Annotated in this window: 16 protein-coding genes and 4 pseudogenes; 9 read left to right on the top strand and 11 right to left on the bottom strand. The window is 70.1% G+C overall.

From position 1 onward, the window contains the following. Nucleotides 1-33 precede the first annotated feature (33 nt). Genes IEZ05_RS34310 through IEZ05_RS34300 form a run of 3 tightly spaced genes read right to left on the bottom strand, consistent with a single transcriptional unit; the run spans nt 34 to nt 2,977 of the window. A complete protein-coding gene (locus IEZ05_RS34310; protein WP_189234230.1) occupies nt 34-885 on the bottom strand; it encodes an aldo/keto reductase in 852 nt (283 codons plus the stop codon). A gap of 38 nt (nt 886-923) precedes the next feature. Then, nucleotides 924-1,952 (bottom strand): zinc-binding dehydrogenase, encoded by a 1,029-nt coding sequence (locus IEZ05_RS34305; protein ID WP_189234229.1) that lies wholly within the window; start codon nt 1,950-1,952, stop codon nt 924-926. Between the two features lie 47 nt (nt 1,953-1,999). Continuing rightward, nucleotides 2,000-2,977, bottom strand: coding sequence for an aldo/keto reductase (locus IEZ05_RS34300; RefSeq protein ID WP_189234228.1), 978 nt, complete (start codon nt 2,975-2,977; stop codon nt 2,000-2,002). A 217-nt stretch (nt 2,978-3,194) separates the two neighbouring features. On the opposite strand from IEZ05_RS34300, the gene IEZ05_RS34295 reads away from it, so the two are divergent. From IEZ05_RS34295 to IEZ05_RS34285, 4 genes and pseudogenes are all read left to right on the top strand, one after another. Further along, nucleotides 3,195-4,091, top strand: coding sequence for a helix-turn-helix transcriptional regulator (locus IEZ05_RS34295; RefSeq protein ID WP_189234227.1), 897 nt, complete (start codon nt 3,195-3,197; stop codon nt 4,089-4,091). Nucleotides 4,092-4,597: 506 nt separating this feature from the next. Continuing rightward, nucleotides 4,598-4,729 (top strand): hypothetical protein, encoded by a 132-nt coding sequence (locus IEZ05_RS37010; protein ID WP_308426986.1) that lies wholly within the window; start codon nt 4,598-4,600, stop codon nt 4,727-4,729. Further along, nucleotides 4,702-4,932 (top strand): annotated as a pseudogene (locus tag IEZ05_RS34290) (tectonin domain-containing protein); the annotation flags it as partial. The gene IEZ05_RS37010 and the pseudogene IEZ05_RS34290, both read left to right, overlap by 28 nt. A gap of 151 nt (nt 4,933-5,083) precedes the next feature. Beyond that, a pseudogene (locus IEZ05_RS34285) lies at nt 5,084-5,739 on the top strand (histidine phosphatase family protein). Nucleotides 5,740-5,968: 229 nt separating this feature from the next. Here IEZ05_RS34285 and IEZ05_RS34280 read toward each other — a convergent pair. After that, nucleotides 5,969-7,306 carry an erythromycin esterase family protein gene (locus tag IEZ05_RS34280; protein WP_189234225.1) on the bottom strand — a complete coding sequence of 446 codons (1,338 nt, stop codon included), beginning with the start codon at nt 7,304-7,306 and terminating at the stop codon, nt 5,969-5,971. A 134-nt stretch (nt 7,307-7,440) separates the two neighbouring features. On the opposite strand from IEZ05_RS34280, the gene IEZ05_RS34275 reads away from it, so the two are divergent. After that, entirely contained in the window at nt 7,441-8,031 is a 591-nt protein-coding gene (locus IEZ05_RS34275) for a TetR/AcrR family transcriptional regulator (RefSeq protein ID WP_189234224.1), read from the top strand. 179 nt (nt 8,032-8,210) lie between these two features. Then, nucleotides 8,211-8,574: pseudogene (locus IEZ05_RS37165) on the top strand (Tn3 family transposase); the annotation flags it as partial. Nucleotides 8,575-8,786: 212 nt separating this feature from the next. Here IEZ05_RS37165 and IEZ05_RS34265 read toward each other — a convergent pair. Then, the gene (locus tag IEZ05_RS34265; RefSeq protein WP_189234223.1) at nt 8,787-9,683 is read right to left on the bottom strand and encodes a S41 family peptidase; all 897 of its coding nucleotides are present in this window, start codon (nt 9,681-9,683) and stop codon (nt 8,787-8,789) included. A gap of 598 nt (nt 9,684-10,281) precedes the next feature. Then, nucleotides 10,282-10,515, bottom strand: a complete 234-nt coding sequence (locus tag IEZ05_RS34260) for a DUF3885 domain-containing protein (protein ID WP_229869981.1) — start codon at nt 10,513-10,515, stop codon at nt 10,282-10,284. A gap of 397 nt (nt 10,516-10,912) precedes the next feature. Here IEZ05_RS34260 and IEZ05_RS34255 point away from each other — a divergent pair, with 397 nt between their 5' ends. Next, the gene (locus IEZ05_RS34255) at nt 10,913-12,466 is read left to right on the top strand and encodes an alpha/beta hydrolase (protein ID WP_189234222.1); all 1,554 of its coding nucleotides are present in this window, start codon (nt 10,913-10,915) and stop codon (nt 12,464-12,466) included. Nucleotides 12,467-12,668: 202 nt separating this feature from the next. Here IEZ05_RS34255 and IEZ05_RS34250 read toward each other — a convergent pair whose 3' ends face one another. The 4 genes from IEZ05_RS34250 to IEZ05_RS34235 all read right to left on the bottom strand — a co-directional run bounded on the left by IEZ05_RS34250 (nt 12,669) and on the right by IEZ05_RS34235 (nt 14,989). Beyond that, the gene (locus tag IEZ05_RS34250; RefSeq protein ID WP_189234221.1) at nt 12,669-13,211 is read right to left on the bottom strand and encodes an NUDIX domain-containing protein; all 543 of its coding nucleotides are present in this window, start codon (nt 13,209-13,211) and stop codon (nt 12,669-12,671) included. Nucleotides 13,212-13,387: 176 nt separating this feature from the next. After that, a complete protein-coding gene (locus tag IEZ05_RS34245; RefSeq protein ID WP_189234220.1) occupies nt 13,388-13,561 on the bottom strand; it encodes a hypothetical protein in 174 nt (57 codons plus the stop codon). A 173-nt stretch (nt 13,562-13,734) separates the two neighbouring features. Continuing rightward, complete coding sequence (locus tag IEZ05_RS34240) at nt 13,735-14,121, bottom strand: hypothetical protein (RefSeq protein ID WP_189234219.1); 387 nt, start codon at nt 14,119-14,121, stop codon at nt 13,735-13,737. Between the two features lie 82 nt (nt 14,122-14,203). Then, on the bottom strand, nt 14,204-14,989 hold the full coding sequence (locus tag IEZ05_RS34235) for an ATP-dependent DNA ligase (RefSeq protein ID WP_229869980.1): 786 nt from the start codon (nt 14,987-14,989) through the stop codon (nt 14,204-14,206). Nucleotides 14,990-15,377: 388 nt separating this feature from the next. On the opposite strand from IEZ05_RS34235, the pseudogene IEZ05_RS34230 reads away from it, so the two are divergent. Then, a pseudogene (locus IEZ05_RS34230) lies at nt 15,378-16,139 on the top strand (helicase associated domain-containing protein); the annotation flags it as partial. Nucleotides 16,140-16,386: 247 nt separating this feature from the next. Continuing rightward, nucleotides 16,387-17,001, top strand: coding sequence for a hypothetical protein (locus IEZ05_RS34225; protein ID WP_189234217.1), 615 nt, complete (start codon nt 16,387-16,389; stop codon nt 16,999-17,001). A gap of 362 nt (nt 17,002-17,363) precedes the next feature. Here the strand turns inward: IEZ05_RS34225 and IEZ05_RS34220 are convergent, their stop codons facing one another. After that, complete coding sequence (locus IEZ05_RS34220) at nt 17,364-18,470, bottom strand: hypothetical protein (protein WP_189234216.1); 1,107 nt, start codon at nt 18,468-18,470, stop codon at nt 17,364-17,366. Nucleotides 18,471-18,909 lie beyond the last annotated feature (439 nt).

Genomic DNA, 18,909 nt, shown 5'->3' with positions numbered 1-18,909 from the left:
TTCAGGGCACCCGCGGCCAGCAATGAGCGCCGTTCAGCTGTCCAGGCGGCGCTTGGCGAGCCAGGCGACCATCTCGGGGTCGTGGTGGTCGAAGAAGAGGGAGCTGCCTGTGTCGAGGGTGGCGATCTGGGCCATCTGCTCGTCGGTGAGCTGGAAGTCGAAGACGTCGATGTTCTCGGCCATGCGCTCGGCGCGCACGGACTTGGGGATGGCGATGACGCCGCGCTGGGTGAGCCAGCGCAGGACGACCTGGGCGACGGACTTGTGGTGCTGCTTGCCGATCTCGGCGAGCAGGGGGTTGGTGAACAGGTCGTTCTTGCCTTCGGCGAATCCGCCCCAGGACTGGATCTGCACGCCGTGCTCACGCATGAGGTCCTGGTAGTCGACGCGCTGGAAGAAGGGATGGGTTTCAATCTGGTTGACCTGCGGGGTGATCTCGTTGTTGACGATCAGGTCGATCAGCCGGTCAGGGTAGAAATTGGCGACCCCGATCGCCTTGGCCACGCCCTCGCGGTGGAGCGCCTCCATGGCGCGCCACTGGCCGTAGACGTCGCCGAAGGGCTGGTGCATCAGGTACAGGTCGAGGTGGTCCAGGCCCAGCTTGGTCAGGGAAGTTTCGAATGCGCGGCGGGTGTTGTCCTGGGCGGGGGCGTCCTGGACCCACAGTTTGGTGGTGACGAACAGGTCCTCGCGCGGGATGCCGCTGGACTTGATGGCGCGGCCGACGGCTTCCTCGTTGCCATAGGCGGCGGCGGTGTCCAGCAGGCGGTAGCCGGCGGCCAGGGCCTCGGAGACGGCGCGTTCGGTGTCCTCGGCGGGGATCTGGTAGACGCCGAAGCCGAGGAGCGGCATCTCGACGCCGTTGTTGAGGGTGACGGTCTGCATGAGTGGGATGTCCTTCGCTGGAGGGCGGGGGCGGGTGGTCAGGGGCGGATGAGCGCCTTGAGGACCTGGCGGTCGGCCATGGCCCGGTAGGCGTCCGGTGCCCGGTCGAGGGGGAAGGTCTGGTCGAAGACACGGCCGGGGGTGATGGTGCCGTCCAGGACATCGGGCAGCAGCTGCTCGATGTAGGCGCGGGCGGGGCTGGCGCCGCCGGTCAGGGTGATGTTGCGCATGAACTCGGCCGGGCCGATCGGCCCCTGCTCGTACTGGGGGACGCCCAGTCGGCTGATGGTGCCCCCGTCCAGGACTGCACCGAGCGCTGTGTCGAGGGCCGGGCGGGTGCCGACGGCCTCGATCACCTTGTCCACGCCGCCGGTCAGTTCGCGGATGCGGGCGATGCCCTCCTGGCCGCGCTCGGCGACCACGTCGGTCGCGCCGAACTCCCGGCCGAGGCTGGTGCGGGCTTCGTGGCGGCCGGCGAGCACGATCCGCTCGGCGCCGAGCCGCTTGGCTGCGATCACCGCGCACAGGCCGACCGCGCCGTCCCCGACCACGAGCACTGCATCTCCGCGGGTGACGCCAGCGGTGATTGCGCCATGGTGGCCGGTGGTCATCACGTCAGAGAGGGCCAGCAACGAGGGCAGCAGTGCGGAGTCGGCGGCCACCGGCAGCTTGACCAGGGTGCCGTTGGCGTAGGGGACGCGGACGGCTTCGCCCTGGCCGCCGTCGACACCGTCGAAGCCGTACCGGCCGCCGTTGCGGCACGAGATGTGCAGGCCCTTGGCGCAGTAGTCGCAGGTGTTGTCGCTGTAGGTGAACGGGGCGACGACCAGATCACCGGTCTTCAGGCCCGTCACGTCCGCGCCGGTCTCCTCGACGACGCCGAGGAACTCATGCCCCATGGGGCGGCCTGCGTCGGTGGCGGGCATCGACCCGTACGGCCACAGGTCGCTGCCGCACACGCACGCGGCCACCGTGCGCACCACCGCGTCGGTCGGCTGGACGATCTTCGGGTCGGGCCGGTCCTCGACGCGGACGTCGCCGGCTCCGTACATCACTGCTGCACGCATCAGGGACTACTTCTCCAAACGGGGGGTCGTGCGGGGCGGTGGATGAATCAGCGTTCGAGCATCTGCGCCTGGGCCTCGGTGTGGGTGTCGCCGGAGGCGGGCGGCAGGCTGGAGAGCCTGTCGAGCTGCTCGGCGGTCAGCGTGACGGCGTCGGCGGCGGTGTTCTCCTCGACACGGGTCACGCGCTTGGTGCCGGGGATCGGGGCGATGTCGTCGCCCTGGGCGAGCAGCCAGGCCAGTGCCACCTGCCCGGGGGTGGCACCGGCCTCATCGGCCAGGGCCTTGACCTCGTCGGCCAGCGCCAGGTTGCGCTGGAAGTTCTCGCCGGTGAAGCGCGGGTTGTCGCGGCGGAAATCGTTCTCGTCGAACTGGTCGGTGGAGCGCACGGTGCCGGTCAGGAAGCCGCGGCCCAGCGGGGAGAACGGCACGAGGCCGATGTTCAGCTCCCGCAGGACGGGCAGGACACGGTCCTCTATGCCGCGGGTGAACAGGGAGTACTCGGACTGCACTGCGGTGACCGGCTGGACTGCGTGGGCGCGGCGGATCGTGTCCGGGCCCGCCTCCGAGAGGCCAAAAGCCCGCACCTTGCCCTCTGCGATCAGCTCGCGCACGGCGCTGGCGGTCTCCTCGATCGGAGTGTTCGGGTCCACTCGGTGCTGGTAGTACAGGTCGATGTGGTCTGTGCCCAGCCGCTTCAGGGAGCCCTCGACGGCGGTGCGGATGTTGGCCGGGCTGGAGTCCAGGTTCCACGCGCCCTCGCCGGCGTGCGAGACCAGGCCGAACTTGGTGGCAAGCACCGCCTTGTCCCGGCGGCCCTTCAGCGCCCGGGCGAGCAGTTCCTCGTTGATGTAGGGGCCGTAGATCTCGGCGGTGTCGATGAGGGTGACGCCCAGCTCGAGGGCTCGGTGCACGGTTCTGATCGACTCCGCGTCGTCGGTGCCCGAGCCGGTGTAGCCGTGGGACATACCCATCGCGCCCAGCCCGATCCGGGAAACCTCCAGGTCACGCAGCTTGATGTAGCGCATCTCGCCCTCTTCCGATCATGGTGTCACCTGGCCTCTCCCTTTCGCCCGGTCCGGCGGGTCGTGCCGGTTGGAGCCAGGGCGGCGGCGATGAGGCCGGCGTCTTCCTCATTCACCTTCGCCCGGATTGCTCCGGTGTGGCAGGGCGGGCTCTTCGGGGGTAATGACAGGACCCCTCTCCCGCCCCTGGGGCGGGTGCCAGGCGGGTGAAACTGGAGTCATGGCATCGACGAGCGCGCACAGCGAGGGCGCCGAGCTGGGCCGTTTCCTGCGCGCCCGCCGCACCCAGACCAGTCCCGAACACGTTGGCCTCACCGTCGGCGCCGGCGTTCGCCGCACCCCCGGCCTGCGCCGCGAGGAGCTGGCCACCCTCGCCGGGATCAGCATCGACTACTACGTACGCCTGGAACGCGGCAAGGAGACCCGCCCCAGTCCCGCAGTCCTCGACTCCCTCGCACGCGCCCTGCACATGGACGACCAGGAACATCAGCACCTGCGTGAGCTCGCCGCACGTGCCGCCCGCTACGCCCCCGAGCCGCCCCCGGCCCCAAGCCGCACCGTGCGCCCCCACCTGAAGCTCCTGCTGGAGTCGCTGCGGCCTAACCCGGCCTACGTCATCAGCCGCAGCATGGACATGCTGGCCTGGAACCCGGGCGGCCTTGCCCTGTACGCGGGCTTGGACGACTGGCCGGCCAAGCACCGCAACCTCGCCCGCTACCTCTTCCTCCACCCGGCCGCGCAGAATCTGTTCCCGGACTGGGACCGCCAGATCACCGGCTGCGTCGCCCGGCTGCGCGCTGTCGCGGGCACCGCCCCAGACGCTCCTGACCTGACCAACCTCGTCGGCGAGCTCCTTCTCAAGAGCCCCGAATTCGCCCGGCTGTGGGAACGCTACGAGGTCACCGGCCGCAAACCCGCGCAGAAAACCTTCCAGCACCCCCGCGTCGGCACGGTCACGCTCACCTCCCAGTCCATGCACCTGGAAGGCACCCCGGGCCAGCGCATCGGCGTCTACACCGCCGAACCCGGCACACCCGACCACGACGCCATGCTGCTGCTCGACATGACCGCGCCCGTAGCCGCGCCCAGCCCGGAAATCCCGCACACGTCACCCTGACCGGCGACAGGGGCGTGGCTTGGGCAAAGCCGGTGTCGTCCCTCCCCGAACAGCCTTGACCGCTTCCTGTACCGGTGGCAGGCGCTCCTGCACCCGCCTGCGCGATACCTAACCCGCCACAATGGGCCGACGCCGCACCCGGGCACCTGGACGCCGTACGGAGGCGACAGGCGTCAAGCTGGCGTCTGCGGTGAACCCGTATGGGCGACGGCGATTCCCGTCGCCTTGACGGACCCTGGGCCCGTCGGGACCCCAGATCAAACGAGAATCATTTCTACAAAAGCCCTCTTTCCGGACGGTCGGAACGACGAGCGCGAAAGGTCACCCACACGGCGAATCGTTCCGCCTGGGGAGCATTCACCTGCATCATCCCTGAGCGGAGGGAGTCGGCGCGATGGCCGATTGGAAGCAGGTCAGCGGTGCGCTGGTGCGGATCGCGGTGGGGTCGCGGACCAACGTGTGGGGCGTGAACGCGGCAGGGAACCGACGCCAGCCCCTGGCAACAGATCCCCGGCGCCCTCACCGACATCGGCGCAGGCGCCGACGGCACGGTGCGGGGGGTCAACTCCGCCGGCAACATCTACCGCTACACCGCGACCAGGACAGCGGCCATTGGAAGCAGATCAGCGGCGGGCTGAAGGCCATCGCCTCTGGCTCCCGCACCTCGGTGTGGGGCGTGAACGCGGGCGGCAGCATCTACACGTACACCAACAACGACGCCAGCCCCTGGCAGCAGATCCCAGGCGCGGGCACCGACATCGGAGCCGCGGCCGACGGCACCGTCTGGCACGTCAACTCGGTCGGCGACATCTACCGCTACACCGGTGGCCTGCCGGGCTGACCGACACCGCGACCAAGCCCCGCGGCGCCTCCAACGGCGTCGCGGGTGGCAGATGGGGGTGACCGGTGCCGGTGCCGGTCCCCGCGCGGTGGGAGAAAGGCTCTGGTGGCAGAGTGGAGCGACTTGTTCCGCCCTGTGGAGGTAATCCCGTATGCGTCTGCTGCTCATACGCCGTGGCCAGACTCCGTCCAACCTGAAGCACCTGCTGGACACCGAGGCACCGGGACCGGCGCTGACACCCCTGGGGCAGGAGCAAGCCGCCGCGCTACCGCAGGTTCTGGCGGCGGAGCAGATCGATGCCCTGACGCCTCCACACTGTTGCGCACCCAACTGACCGCAGCTCCACTGGCTGCCGCGACGCGGCTTGAGGTCCAAGTACGGGACGGGATCAGGGAACTGTCCGCCGGCGACTTGGAGATGCGTGGCGAGGACGACGCTGCCGCCATCTATCTCTCCACCGCCTTCGCCTGGGCCGAAGGGGACACCGGCCGCAGGATGCTTGGCGCAGAGAACGGCGTGGAGGCCCTGGGCCGCTTCGACGCTGTCGTCACCGAGACAGCGGGAACAGGTGCGAAAACAGTGGCCATGGTCAGCCACGGCGCAATGATCCGTACGTGGGTGGCAGCCCGAGCCGCCAACGTCGACGTGGCGTACGCGTCCAGCCACCCGCTCGGCAACATCGGCGTCGTCGTCCTCTCCGGCTCGCCCGGCCGAGGCTGGCAGGCTCTCCTGTGGGAGGAACACCCGCTCGGCCCGGAAGGAAACTTCCCTGAGGACAGGGGCCCCGGCCGGCGCGACCGCTCCTAGTCGCTGAAGGCGCCTTCTCGTCTACCGGTCCGGTAGGTGGTGGCCAGCGACTGAGCACCTCAGCGTGGCGCCGGGCGTTCTTGCACAACGCGGCGAAAGCGCGTCGCCCGGGTGGGGGCGGCGCGCTTTCGTCGTCAACCTGGTCGTCGCAGTGAGCCTCAAGGAGGTCGCCGCACCGCTCCGTGTCGATGGACCCCTTTTCGGAGCCCGGCTCCCTCCGCCTGTTGAGTCACCGGAGGACGTGGGCGGCTTCCACCCGGTGGAAGTGGACGAGGATGTCGTACGACAGGCCGAGCGCGGTGTCCGGGTCGTCGGTCGACCAGTACAGGCCGTAGGAGCGGGTGGGACGCGCCGCGGCGAGCCAGGCTCGGGCCGCCTCGGGCGCGGTGCGCAGGTCCAGGCTGAAGTCGCGGTGGCGAAGCCTGTCGAGGGTGTGCTCGTTGTAGCCCCTCGGCGCCGGTGCGACGGTGTACCGCCGGGGCCGCTGGGCCGTGAAGCCGGGCAGGGCGTTGACGGTGCCCTGGTGGAAGGTCACGCCGATGCTGACGTAGTCCTGACCGAGCCCGGCCCGCAGGAAGGCGCCGGTGGGCTCCGGGAACTCCTTCGGGTTGTCGCTGGTGTAGGCGACGTGGCCGTTGTTGGAGGCGAGCAGGATGCGGCCGCCCTCATGCCGCAGCCACCAGGCGGTGTTGTCGGCCATGACCCGGTCGCGGTAGCGCATGCGCTCGGGGAACTGGTCGTCGGGGAAGGCGTAGCCGGTGAAGCTCTGAGTGATGGCGGTGGCGTTCTGGAGGGCCCAGGCGTGCGCCCGCTCGGCGTCGCGGCCGGCCGTGCGGGGCCGGCCGTGGTCACGGAGCAGTGCCAGGGCGGCGTCGGCCCGGTCGGCCTCCGCCCGGCGGGCCGACGGGTCCTTGCCCAGCTGGCCGGCCATCCACGCCCCCGCCTGTGTCCCGGCCGTCGGCTTCAGGCCCGCGTACAGGTCTGAGACCTGCCAGGCCAGGTCGGGACGGTGCGCGGCGAGGTAGTCGGTGACTTGGGCGAAGGCCTCGCCGCCTGCGTAACCGAGGTCGTTGCCCACGAACCGCAGCTGCGGCCGGCCGGGATGGCTCGTGTTGTAGCGGCGCATCCACCGGATCAGGTCCAGGTACTCCTGGGTGTTCCAGAACACGTACTGCCCCTGGAACTCCTCTTGCATGATCCGCGCGGGGTCACCCGTGCCGCGGGTGACGTAGGCGTCCAGGCGCAGGCCGGTGCTCCAACTCGCCTCCAGAGCGAACGTGGTGAAGCCCTCGGCGGCGACGAGGTGGCAGAAGAGTCTTTGTTTGAGTGTGAAGAACTCGTGGGCGCTGTGGCTGGCCTCGCCCAGGCCCACGACGCGGGCGTCGCCGACCATGCGGCCGAGTCCCTCCAGGTCGTTCAGGGGCAGCGCACTGCGGTTCAGGACGCTGATGGGCTCGGCAGCCGAGGGGGCCGACGCCGCGGCGGTGCCGGTGCCGAGGGTTCCCACGGCGAGGACGGCGGTGGCCTGGCCGAGCAGACGGCGGCTGACGGGGTGGCTGTGGCTCATGACATCTCCTCGATCGGTGGGTACGGCACGACAGTACTCAGAATTTGGGCGCTTGCACAAGACATTTGTATAAGACGCACGCGCAAGGCGGCCGCGTAAGGCGTTCGCACAACGGGACGGGTAACGTTCCTGGCATGGGTAATCGCGAGGATCTGCTGGCGGGGGCCAGGCGCTGCCTGGAGGAGAAGGGCTGGGCGCGGACCACGGTGCGCGACATCGTGACGGCGGCCGGCGGCGTGAGCATGGCGGCCATCGGTTACCACTTCGGCTCCCGGGAGGAGCTCCTGAACGCCGCGCTGATCGAGGCGATCGACGAGTGGGGCACGCGGATCGGCCGCACGCTGGCCTCCTTCGGCGACACCGGAAGCAGCCCGGCGGCGCGCTACGAGGCGATGTGGGCGCAGATCATCCAGTCCTTCCAGGACGACCGGACGCTGTGGCTGGCCACGCTCGAAGCCCTGCTCCAGGCGGAACACTCCGACGACCTGCGCCGCTACCTGGCCGGAAGCCAGGCCCTGGGCCGCCGAGGTCTCGCCGCGCTGCTGCTCGGCACACCCGAGGACCAGGTCGGCGACACCGCGGCCCGCACCCTGGGCGCCGCACAGATGGCCCTGTTCACCGGCCTGATGACGCAGTGGCTCACCGACCCCGACCAGGCTCCCGACGCCCCCGAGATCGTCGCGGGCCTGCGCGCACTCACCGGCATCGTCGACGCACACGAGTAGTCAAAGCATCGACAAAGGCCACCCGTTCGCCGGACAACAGCAGGCAGCCTGCTGCATCACGCTGTGCAGCCGCTTCTCTGCGGTGCGTGACCGAGGCGCCGTCGGTTCAGGGCCTCTCGTCCCAGAAACCTGTATGCCGTTCTTGTCCTCCAGGCCCGTGTGCAGGATCACGGCGGTAGGTGAACCGGCAGCTCACCGTGCAGGAGTCTCGCCACAAGCTGGCCCGGGACGTATGCCACAGCAAGCGCGGCACCATCCATCAGGCGTACCGCGACGGGATGGAGGATTAGCTTTCGGCGCGCTCGGCTGGTCCTCCACGGCGTGGACGACGAAGTACATCGACGCCGTCATCGCCCAGCTCCGCGCCGAGGGCCACGAAATCTGCGAGGAGGACATCGCCCGGCTGTCCCGCTCAAGGACCGCAACCTGAATCTGCTCGGCCGCTACAGCTTCACCGCCTCGGCCCCGGCCACCAGCGTCCTGCGCACGCTAGGCGACCCCGACGGTCCCGAGCTGGACGAGAACTACGGCAGCGAGGGATGACCGCCCGAGGCCCTGCGGTGGTGGAGCGGACCCTCGCGCGAGTCCCTACTGGCGGACTGTAAGGCCGTCCAGGGACAGGGCCCACGAGGTGTCTTCCCGTGCGACGTCTGCCGCCGACCCACCCACAAGTACGGGCGCGGTGCGCGGTCGCCGCTGTGCAACTACTGCGACGGCAAGGCCGTACAGCGGCAGGGCAGGCGCTTGCGCGCGTCCTAGATCGCCCGGGTCAGACCGTGCGCGCGCTCCAGCGCTTCGTCTGCAGCGCAGGAGACGTCCGGTTCTACGCCGGTGCCCTCCCAGTTCGTGCCGGAGACGGGGTTGATGGCCCGGCCGACGGGGATCGAGGCTTCCAGATGCGGGTGCACCGTCCAGCCGTCCCGCGGGTGGGCGCCGCCGCGGGTGCGCTCGCCGACCACCGTCGCGCGGCCGAGTTGCTGCAGGTCGTATGCCAGCTCCTCGGCAGCGGAAAAGGTGTGGTTGCTGGTCAGCACGTACACCGGTTTGCTCCCGCCGAAGCGTGAACCGGGGACGTGCGGCTGGCTCCAGGACTGCTCGGTGCGTTCACCGTCGCGCCAGTACATGGAGTTCAGGTGGGTGCGTTGGTCCAGCAGGTGGCTGCAAACGAAGGCGACCGTGTCCGGGTCGCCACCCCGGTTGGCCCGGAGGTCCACGATCAGGGCCCGTGCGCGGGAGACCAACGCCAGCGCGGCGCCCAGCGGTTCGGCGGACCACTCCAGGGGGAACAGCATCGGTGCCAGTTCCAGGACGGCGACCCCTCCGTCGAGCAGTTCCACCCGGGGAACACCGCCCAGCGAGGTGTCGAAGTCCCCGCGGATGGACTCCAGGACCGCCGCTCCCTGCTTCTCGGGCACCCGGTCGGCGTGATACTGCAAGCTCAGATGCCGGTCGCCGTTGACGGACTGGAGGTCCGTGGTGACCAGCCGGGCCAGCTGTTCGGCATCATCCACCGCGTAGGCGCCTTCGCTGTGGCGCCGTCGCAGCAGATCGGCGAGCTGTCCGGCCGTTTCGGGGAAAACGTAGTGCTCGGTCAGAAGACGGATGGTCTCGTCGATGACAGGGCCCGGCTGAAGCTTCGTAACAGTTGTCATGGCGCGCAGTAGACCACCGCGTTCGGAGGGGAGTCCATACAGCACCATTCGCACCCAAGTGCCGGTGCACGGCCTCGTGCGAGCGGCCCGTACCTCTTCTTCCCCTTGACCAGGAAGAAGACGATGACGGCGCCTCCAAAGACCAGCATGACGATGGTCGCTGGCCAGTTGTCAGTTATCGCCGTCGCCTGTGGAGACATTTTTCCTCCTGCATAACCTCTCCGGCGAGAACTCCACCGGCCCAGTATGTTCCGTTGACATCCAGGTCCATCGCACGAAGGCCTTCAGCGCCTTGGCGGCAAGACCGGCCTTGGCTCCGATGAAACCGACAGCAAACCTGCCGCTCTTTCTGATCCGCTCTTGCCCTCCACGACCCCCTCCAGCGCATTCCATGCCCACTCCCGCAGCGGCCAGGCCCCAGGCCGACGACTTGCCCGTCTCCCCACGCTGCTGGGCGCGATCGTCAGCGGCCACATTCAGCAGCGCGCCGCCGGCGGGCGTCCGACTGCGCTGCTACCTCGACCTGCGCCAGCCACTCGTCCCACCTCCGCAGCCCCTGATACCGAGCCCCGCCTGCTCCCTGCCAGGCAGCTCCCCGCTACATGCCGATCGCGAGTGCGGTCTCTTTCGTGTGGTGTGGGAGGAAGACGTCGGCGCTGCCGTCGTAGGGGTGGTGGATGCGTCGCATCTGAGTGTCGGTGATGAGGAATCCGGCCACCTTGTCGTCGGCGATGTCACGGAGCACCTCGTCGATGCAGCCACGTCGCCAGGGCCGGCGGGCAGCGAAGAGGTGACAGTGGGTGCGGAACTCCGGCTCTGGATCGTCCTCCACGAGCAGGGTCTGCCAGTAGCCAGCGGGTTGAAACCGACTTGCGCCGGCCCTCCGGCATCAGGCCCCGCAGATAACACTCGCCCTACCGCCGCTGATCCCGCCGCGACAACGACCCGAACACATCAGCAACGAACTCCGCCAACTCGCCCCGGAGCCGTTCCACTTCGCCCGACTTCACCCTGGGAGACTGCCCATAGCCACCCGATATCACTCGACGTAACGAATCACTACTGGTGCTGTGACCGCATACGTTCACCGGGTTGGGGATCCGTGACGCCAGGAGCTGAGCTGCTGTCGGAGGCGGCTTGTACTCTGCACTCATTCGACGATCGGACAATCATGAACACGGCCACGAGGGCACGGGTCGGGCGTCCAGGGGTGGGAGCGCGGGGATTCGATGAGTGACGCACATCCGATACGAAGCCGCAGACCGGGCCTCTCGGTCGGTGCGCGGATCATCGCCTTGGTCGTCCTCGCCGCCATCGGGGCCGTCGGCGCCTGGCTCCAGCACGATGCTCCCGGTCGGAGTGCGCAGCCGCGTACGGAGTTCACCGCGAGCAATCCGCCCGCTGGTCTGCCCGCCGCGCTCACCACCGGCCAGCACCTGAACTGGTCCCGCTGCACCTCGCCGCCCACCGCGCGCACGGGCTATGACTGCGCTGTCATGAAGACCCCCCTCGACTACCGGAAACCAGACGGCAGGACGATCGACGTCGCTCTGATCCGCCGCAAGGCCACCGGCCCGGACTCCCGGCGCATCGGCTCGCTCGTCCTCAACTTCGGCGGTCCCGGCGTGTCCGGCGTGAGCGGACTGCCTGAACACCTCGATCAGTACAAGCCGCTCCTCGACCGCTTCGACCTGGTCTCCTTCGACCCGCGCGGCGTTGGCGCGACCATTCCGGTGCGCTGCGGGAAGACCGCGGACGACACCGGCTACGACGGGGCCGACGCCTGTGCCGAGCATTCCGGGGCGTTCCTTCCGTACATCGGCACCTCGCACACCGCGCGCGACCTTGACCTGATGCGCTATCTCCTCGGCGACGAGCGGCTGCACTACTTCGGCGTCTCGTACGGGACGGAGCTCGGCGCGGTTTACGCCCACCTGTACCCGTCGCACGTCGGACGGCTCGTCCTTGAGGCGCCCGTCGATCCGACCGAGGACCTCCTCGAGGAGCAGGTGTCGCAGGTCAAGGCGGTCCAGGCGGCGTTCGACCGGTTCGTTGCGCACTGCGCGGCCCGTATCCGCCACTGCCCGACCGGTGATGGGCCCGAGGAGGCCGCGCGACGCATGGCGCGCCTGGCCGACCGCCTGGAGAAGAAGCCCGCCCCGGCCGGCGGAGGAAACGACCTCGCCGCCGACGACCTCGCGTACGCCGTCAGCGACCATCTCGACCTCGGCACGGACGGCTGGTCGCCACTCGCCGAGGCGCTCACCGCGCTGATCGACCACAACGACGGCGGTCCGCTGAGCAAGGGCGCGGACGACACCGGCTCCGCCGACCGTGCAGCGACCCCGCGCGACAACAGCCGCGTCGCCCAGACGGCGATCACCTGCGCTGACTCCAGCCTGCGTCCTGGCTTCGAACGCCTCGACAGGGACGAGGCCCGCGTCAGAGCCGCCTCACCCGTTTTCGGCGAGGCCTGGTCCACCGGCGTCTACCTCTGTTACGACTGGCCGTTCGACGGCGAGCGCGCCACGCCCCAGGTGAACGCCGACGGCGCGGCCCCCGTCCTGGTGGTCGGCGGCACCGGCGACCCGACCACCCCGTACCCCGGCGCCCGCCGCATGGCCCGCGCCCTGGGCGACGGTGTCGGCGTACTCCTGACGGCCGAGGAGGAGGGCCACGGCACATACCCGCAGAACCGCTGCGTCACGGAGGCGGTCGACACATACCTCCGCACGGGCCGCACCCCGGCCGTGGGGACGGTGTGCCGGGGCAGCATGTCCTGAGGTCCGTACGGATCCGCCGGGCGGCCGTCAGCACACCGGTTCGTTCGCAGGGGACGAGGGGGCCCTATGCATGGACGGCACCGACGCCGTGATCACCGTTCCCGTTCTTGTACGCGATACGTACTCGGGGATCGCCGGCTACTGAGGTTTTCAAGGTGGGGTCGGTGGGTCGACCGGGATGGCCGGGCGCCTGTCAGGAGCCCTACAGCCAGGTGTAGTTGTCGTCGGTGACGGCGTCCAGGGCGGCGTCACCGACGGTGGCGCGGGGGTGGGGCAGGGCTGCCAGGGCGGGGCCGATGGGCGGGAAGAGGGGCAGGCCGGCGGCCGTGCGGTAGTCGATCCACTCGATCACGCCGATCTCGTGGCTGCCGTCGGGCAGTTCGTCCAGTTCCTGCTCGGCGAGGCCCGCGCGGACGTCGGGCGTGATGTGGAGGCGGTAGATCAGGTGGTGCTTGCGCGGCGGCGGGGTGGGGCCCGGGCGGGTGACACGCTGGTCGACGACCCACAGCAGGTCGCCGCCGCCGGCCCGGTCGATGTCGAGGTCGAGTTCCTCGGCGAGCTCGCGCGCGAGGGCCTGGCGGAAGTCCTCCCCGTCCTCGACGTTGCCGCCGGGCGGCGTGTAGTGGACGGAGCCGGCCCGGTCACGGCGGATCAGGGCGACGTCGTCGCCGCAGAAGACGAGAGCCCCGGTACGGACCTTGATCCGGGAGAACGGGGCGGCCGGCACCTCGGGGGTCCTGGTCATGGCGGCCAGTATCGCGGCCGTGCCCCGGCCACGGGTCGCGCTTGCTCCTCGTTCATCCTGCGCCCGGGCGCAGGATGAACGACCGCTTCGGCTTCTGCGGCCGCTTCGGCGGCAGGCAGGGCGTGGCGGGGCGAGCACGACCCGGCGCTGCGTCGCTGCGGGTACTCGCCCCGGTGTCACGGGAGAGCGGTTCGGGTCATCGTCCGGACGCGGGTGAGGTAGTCGGTGCATAACGTCTCACCGACCGGGCAGCGCGTGGGCCCGCATTCGGCGCAGTTCTTCAGGTGGTCGACGTAAGCGGCGTAGCCAGCCTCGCGCAGGGGGTGCTCGGTGTCGTTCTGCATCATCATGTCGCTCCTCGTGACTGCGTTACCTCTTTCTGTTACCCATCGTGAACGCTACGTCGAACCTGCGGAGGAACTGTCCTCTTCAGCCAGGTCCAGGATCTGACGGCTGGCTCCCAGCGACTGCACACGGTGAGCGCGCCTGGGCTCTGGACGTGCTGCTCCGCTTCCTTGCGGGATCACTTGTGGGGCGGAAACTCCCGCTCCAGGAGTTGGAGTACCTCCTGCTGCCGCCGGTGAAGTCCGGGCAGCAGGGGATGCACGAAGGCGAGATGATCGGCAAGAGACAGACCCCGGTGGGCAGAGGGCCGTGCCGGGTGATGTCGATCAAGGGCCTTGTTCACTGAAGCGCAGAACAGGTACACCGCCCCCAGAGCTTGCGAGTCGAAGACCATCTGTCCGGCCGCCACCGAATCGACCGGACCGCACACACCTGCTACCAAGGCGTTCAGCACATCAACGGCAACCGCCGGATCACCGTCCGGATCCCACCGGGCACGGATGAGCGCAGCGCGCATGACCTCTGCCAACTCTGAAGCTGACGGCTCCGCCAGATCACTCGCCATCCCCGCATCGTCCCAACCTGGCCTGCGGAAAACCACCCTGGCCAGAGGGCAGTCAGCCTGCGACGGCGGGCGTGGCGCCGGGCTAGGCCCCTGGGGGCGGCAGCTGCTCTGGGCTCAGATCGTCGCGCACCCGCAGGTAGCGGACGGGATGCCGGTAGCGGCCCTCGTCCACCGCGGTGTCCCCGGCGAACTCGACCACCACGTCGGGCACGACCGGCCGGTGGTCGATGGACTCGCGGGTGCCCCAGCCCGCGGAGAAACGGCGGTGCTGCCACGGATACTCCGCCCCGCCCGGGTAGAGCAGGCCGCCGACCTCCCGCCGCGCGGCCGCCGACAGGGGTGCCGTCCGGGCGATGAACCGCAGGCGGCCCGCCTCGTCGCAGCGGCCCAGCAGCAGCGTCGACGGCGCGGCCACCCGGCCCGTCACCGAGGCGACGACCGCCTCCGCGCTGGCGCGGGAACGGACCATGATCCAGCCGCGGCGCCCCGGCTGGTACTTCTGGTCCAGGCCTTTCACGACGACGCCCTCGATGCCGGCCGCGCCCCACGCCGGGTCGAGCCAGTCCTCAGCGGTCGCCCGGTCGGTGGTCGCCGGGCACAGGACGAACGGCGCGGCCAGCACCCCATCGGCGAACAGCGACTCCAGCCGTGCCCGCCGTGCCCGGTACGGCTCGTCCAGCAGCGGGCCGTCGGCGGTGTCGAGGACGTCGAAAACGATCAGGTGCGCCGGGGCGGTCCGGGCCGCCTGCCTCGCACCGGCGCCGCGACGGCGGGCCCGGGCCTGAAGCCCACCGAAGTCGAGGCCAACGCCGCCTCTCCCCCGCCACCCTGCACGCCCTCGACACCATCGACCCCTGGTGGAACCCACCCTGGCCCTACCACTGGCACCGCACCTACCACCAAGCCCAGACCTGCCACTACACCGGCCAGCCCTACCCGCCACGCATCACCACATGGATCCAGACCCAACACCGCAACTGGCCACGCCTGCACCCCCAGCAACAGCATCTCCTCACCACCATCGACATCCACCCCGGCTAAACCGTCTCCTGACCTGTCCCATCAAGTAGCAGCTCACTGGAACTGCGCGACGCTCGATCAACCCGCGCGCACCCGCGTACACGCAGTTCAGAGGGACACCGTCCCACCCAGCCCTACGCGACGAGCACCTCAGGCATCGCGAACATCACCCAGAAAAACTGAGAAACCCCAGCTCACATCGACAGAAACAACTCAGAAAAACTGGGCCACGACAGCGCAAGACCCTGCTGGACGCGCCGGAGGCCGGGATGGTCTGGGAGCCGGGCGAGGAGGCGTGGGAGAACAAGCTCGCCGCGCTCCGGTCCTACCGGAGGGCCATGGGGCACCTCGCGCCGCGTCAGGACGCGGTGTGGGGCGAAGGCGAGGCGATGGTGCCCATCGGGCAGCACATGGCCAACCTTCGGCGCAAGGGCGGTCTCGGGAAGGACCCGAAGCGGGCGGAGGAGCGCGCGCAGCAGCTGGCCGCGATCGACCCGGACTGGAACTGCCCCTGGCCGCTCAACTGGCAGCGGCACTACCGGGTGCTCGCCGATCTGGTCGACGCCGACGGCCACCTGCCCGAGATCCAGCCCGGCGTGCTGTTCGAGGGCGATGACCTGGGCAAGTGGCTCCAGCGGCAGAAGAATCCGGGCACCTGGGCGCAGCTCCTGCCCGAGCAGCGGGAGCGGCTGTCCGCGCTGGGCGTCAAGCCGCTTGAGGCTTCGTCTCCCGCCCCGGCCGCCACGCCTACGGCTAAGGGCCCGAGCAAGGCGCAGCAGGCGTTCCAGCGCGGCGTTCAGGCCCTTGCGCAGTACATCGCCCGTGAGGGCCACCACCGCGTCCCCAGGGCCCACGCAGAAGAGATCGCGGTGGAAGGCGAGGCCGCCTCGGTGGTCGTCAAGCTGGGTGTGTGGGTCTCGAACACCAAATCGAGGCGCGACAAGCTCGCCCAGGACCAGCTGGACGCGCTGCGGGAACTGGGCGTGGAGTGGGCGTAGCCGTGGCAAACGTTTGATCGAGTCATCTGGGCTGGTCTGGGGTGCTCCTCGAACGTCGAGCAGGGGGCCGTCCGTCCGGCCGGAGTCGAAAGCGGTCCGGAGCCTTGCTCACCCGCGCATCGCCGCGAGCGACGGCCTACCCCCGTCCCCCGCCGCCGACGCCCTGGCGAACGGTGCCCATGACGTGTACACCTACCCGGCCGCGGAGGCCGCCGCCCGGCGCGTGCCGGTCGGTAGGCTCACGATCATGGGGTTGGACATCACGGTGCTGATCACCGACTGCGCGTGGCTGGAGGAGGTCCCGCCCCGGGAGCGGCTGCCGCGGTTGAGGGCCGCCTGGTACGCCGACGAGACGGGGCTGTGGGACCACGACGCCCCAGCCGTCGAGGGCGGCTGGTGCCGGCCGCGAGGGCCCGACGCCCCTTTCTTCGCGGTGTACGAGTTCCGGGACACCTGCGGCTCGTTCAAGCCGCACTTCTGGGCCGGGCAGCGGTGGGAGTCCGTCCGCGGCCACGTCGGGGCCGCGCTGCGGGAAGAGCTGGACGCGTTGCTGCGCGGGCTCGTCTGGGACGGGCCGGACGGTGCGGCGCAGCACGTCGAACCGGCACTCGCCGGGGACGGTCCCCGGGCCCACGGTGTGCTGCTCGCGCGGTCACCGGACAGCGTCCGGGCGCTGGCCTCGGTGTGGGAGCGGACGCGGCCCGCCCTCGACACGGTGCGCGAGCCCTTCGCCGCATACGCCGCCGCTCCCGGTGGATGGGTCGGCGACTTCCCGGCGTTCCGGGCCCTGCTGGAGGACTGGGGCCGGGTCTTGACCGAAGCGGCCGGCAAGGGCTGGGGCGTCGTGGGGCTGAGCGGGTAGGTCCTGCTCTCCCGCCCTCGCCGGGCGGCGGCATCGTCCCTGTTCCGGCGCCGTCGCCCGGTCCGGTGACGGCGCCGCGGCCTGCCCTGATACGGCCACACGTCCTCCAGTCGTCGTCCGGCCGTCTCCTGCGGGCAGGTGCCCGTGACGACGGCGCTCGGCAGGGACACGGCGGCCGGGTCGCACTGAGCCCCGAGCGGAGCCGCGCACGGTTCGGAGGTCGGAGGGCGGGCCTCGCCCGTCATCCGCGGTCGGGGAGTCGCGGCAAGGCAACGTCGCCGGTCGCGGAAGAGCGGTCGCGAACTGTCGTCGCCGGCTCGATCACGGGGTCTTGGACGGCAGATGCCGACCGCGCCGGACGGCTAGAAGAGGTGGCCCGAGGCGCCTTGCGTGAGGTTCTCGAGGATCGTGCGAAGCCATGGGCTGCGCACGGCCGGCAGCCGCACCAGGGTGTGCTGGAACGTTCCCCGGTCGGCCCGGAACAGGTGGTTGGGGAGCAGCGGGAGCGGTTCGTCGCGCAGTACGTCCTGGGGTATGCGGCCTGCCGCGGGAACCGGCACGTACGGCTGGGGAGAGGTCAGGTACAGCCACACCCCGAGCGGCAGAGGCACCAGGTACGCCGACGCCGAGGGGCCGGCGGGGGTCCAGGTCTGTCCTGTCTGGGGATGGACGGGTACCAGGAGGATGTCCACGCCCCGGTCGGGGGAGGGCTGTCCCGGTCCAGCCAGTACGGCGCGCCGCCTCGGGTGGTCCGCCGACAGCAGGGAGTCGAGCGCGCGTTGGAACACGTCCGCGGTCAGACCGCCCGGGACTTTCACCGGCTGTCCTTGGGAGGCGGCCAGCAGGTGGGCGAGTGCCTGGCCGGCTGCCGCCTCCCACTGCGGGCTCCACGACCAGTAGTGGGATGACCCCAACCGCCCTCCCCACGTGGCGATCGGCTCGAACGGGGGCGTTCTCTCCCCCTTCTGTTCCCACTCCGCCCAGGACAGGGGAGCCGCGTGGATACCGTCGACGGGGACGCGGTGCACGGCGTCCGAGCTGAGCCGCACGGCCTGCCAGAGCGAGCAGTCGTCGACCCTGGTCGCCACGGAAAGGTCACATGTCTGGCAGGCCATGTTGGGCCCGTCGGCGCCGTCGAGGCCGCAGCAGGCACCGCCGCTCTTCTCAGGAATCAGCCGGGTTCCACGGACATCACCAGGCGCGATGACACTCGCCCCGGGCGTGCTGTCGGACAGGGCGTAGACCGGCGCGTAGATGCCGCGTGCCTCCGCCTCGCCCGGATCGATCTCGTCCCACGTCCGCCACGGCCCTCCCCAGGGCTCCGGGTCGACAGCGAACGTCCCGGGCTCCATGAGCACCGGAAGCTGCGTCCCGTTCCCGTACTTCTGACGGGCATGGACCGGCAGTGAGACACGGGACAGCGGGGTGGTCAGCTCGGCGCCGCATCCCGCACACACGAAAATGAACACGTGTCCTCCGCCTGGGAAACAGACGCATCGTGGCAGCTCGCCGGCAGCCGGCAAACCTGTTTTCTCACCCGGTGCTCCGACGCCGACGTGCTATGCCGGCGCGACAGGGATCTCACCGCGTGGCCGTGCGCCCGGCGCTTGCCCGCGCCGCGTTGACACTCTGCGACGGCGGCAGATGCGTCGAGAACGACGAGGTGAGCGGGCCACATCTGCGTGGCCGGGAGGGCGTTGGGGTCTCGGCGGCGCGCCGTAGAAGTGGGTCTTTGTCTCTGTGTACTGGCGATGGTGTGGCTGCATATCTCCACGCCAGTTCGGGTGTTGACCTAGCGGGAGGCGTAGGCCCGGTAGAGGCGGGCCTGTTACCCCACCACCGAGCAGCGCGGCGTGCGCGAGGGCCGGCGGCGGCAGAAGGCCGGCAGTGGCCTCGCGGGCGGCCGGG

It is taken from the genome of Streptomyces flaveolus, from assembly GCF_014648815.1.
GTDB classification, from domain to species: Bacteria; Actinomycetota; Actinomycetes; order Streptomycetales; family Streptomycetaceae; genus Streptomyces; species Streptomyces flaveolus.
This window is presented reverse-complemented; position numbering and strand designations above follow the sequence as displayed.

What these genes read in the sequence shown, in the direction of transcription:
- IEZ05_RS34250 (WP_189234221.1), bottom strand. Translation starts at nt 13,211, where the DNA reads ATGACCAGGACCCCCGAGGTGCCGGCCGCCCCGTTCTCCCGGATCAAG.
- IEZ05_RS34275 (WP_189234224.1), top strand. Translation starts at nt 7,441, where the DNA reads ATGGGTAATCGCGAGGATCTGCTGGCGGGGGCCAGGCGCTGCCTGGAG.
- IEZ05_RS34280 (WP_189234225.1), bottom strand. Translation starts at nt 7,306, where the DNA reads ATGAGCCACAGCCACCCCGTCAGCCGCCGTCTGCTCGGCCAGGCCACC.
- IEZ05_RS34255 (WP_189234222.1), top strand. Translation starts at nt 10,913, where the DNA reads ATGAGTGACGCACATCCGATACGAAGCCGCAGACCGGGCCTCTCGGTC.
- IEZ05_RS34310 (WP_189234230.1), bottom strand. Translation starts at nt 885, where the DNA reads ATGCAGACCGTCACCCTCAACAACGGCGTCGAGATGCCGCTCCTCGGC.
- IEZ05_RS34225 (WP_189234217.1), top strand. Translation starts at nt 16,387, where the DNA reads ATGGGGTTGGACATCACGGTGCTGATCACCGACTGCGCGTGGCTGGAG.
- IEZ05_RS34300 (WP_189234228.1), bottom strand. Translation starts at nt 2,977, where the DNA reads ATGCGCTACATCAAGCTGCGTGACCTGGAGGTTTCCCGGATCGGGCTG.
- IEZ05_RS34265 (WP_189234223.1), bottom strand. Translation starts at nt 9,683, where the DNA reads ATGACAACTGTTACGAAGCTTCAGCCGGGCCCTGTCATCGACGAGACC.
- IEZ05_RS34305 (WP_189234229.1), bottom strand. Translation starts at nt 1,952, where the DNA reads ATGCGTGCAGCAGTGATGTACGGAGCCGGCGACGTCCGCGTCGAGGAC.
- IEZ05_RS34240 (WP_189234219.1), bottom strand. Translation starts at nt 14,121, where the DNA reads ATGGCGAGTGATCTGGCGGAGCCGTCAGCTTCAGAGTTGGCAGAGGTC.
- IEZ05_RS34245 (WP_189234220.1), bottom strand. Translation starts at nt 13,561, where the DNA reads ATGATGATGCAGAACGACACCGAGCACCCCCTGCGCGAGGCTGGCTAC.
- IEZ05_RS34295 (WP_189234227.1), top strand. Translation starts at nt 3,195, where the DNA reads ATGGCATCGACGAGCGCGCACAGCGAGGGCGCCGAGCTGGGCCGTTTC.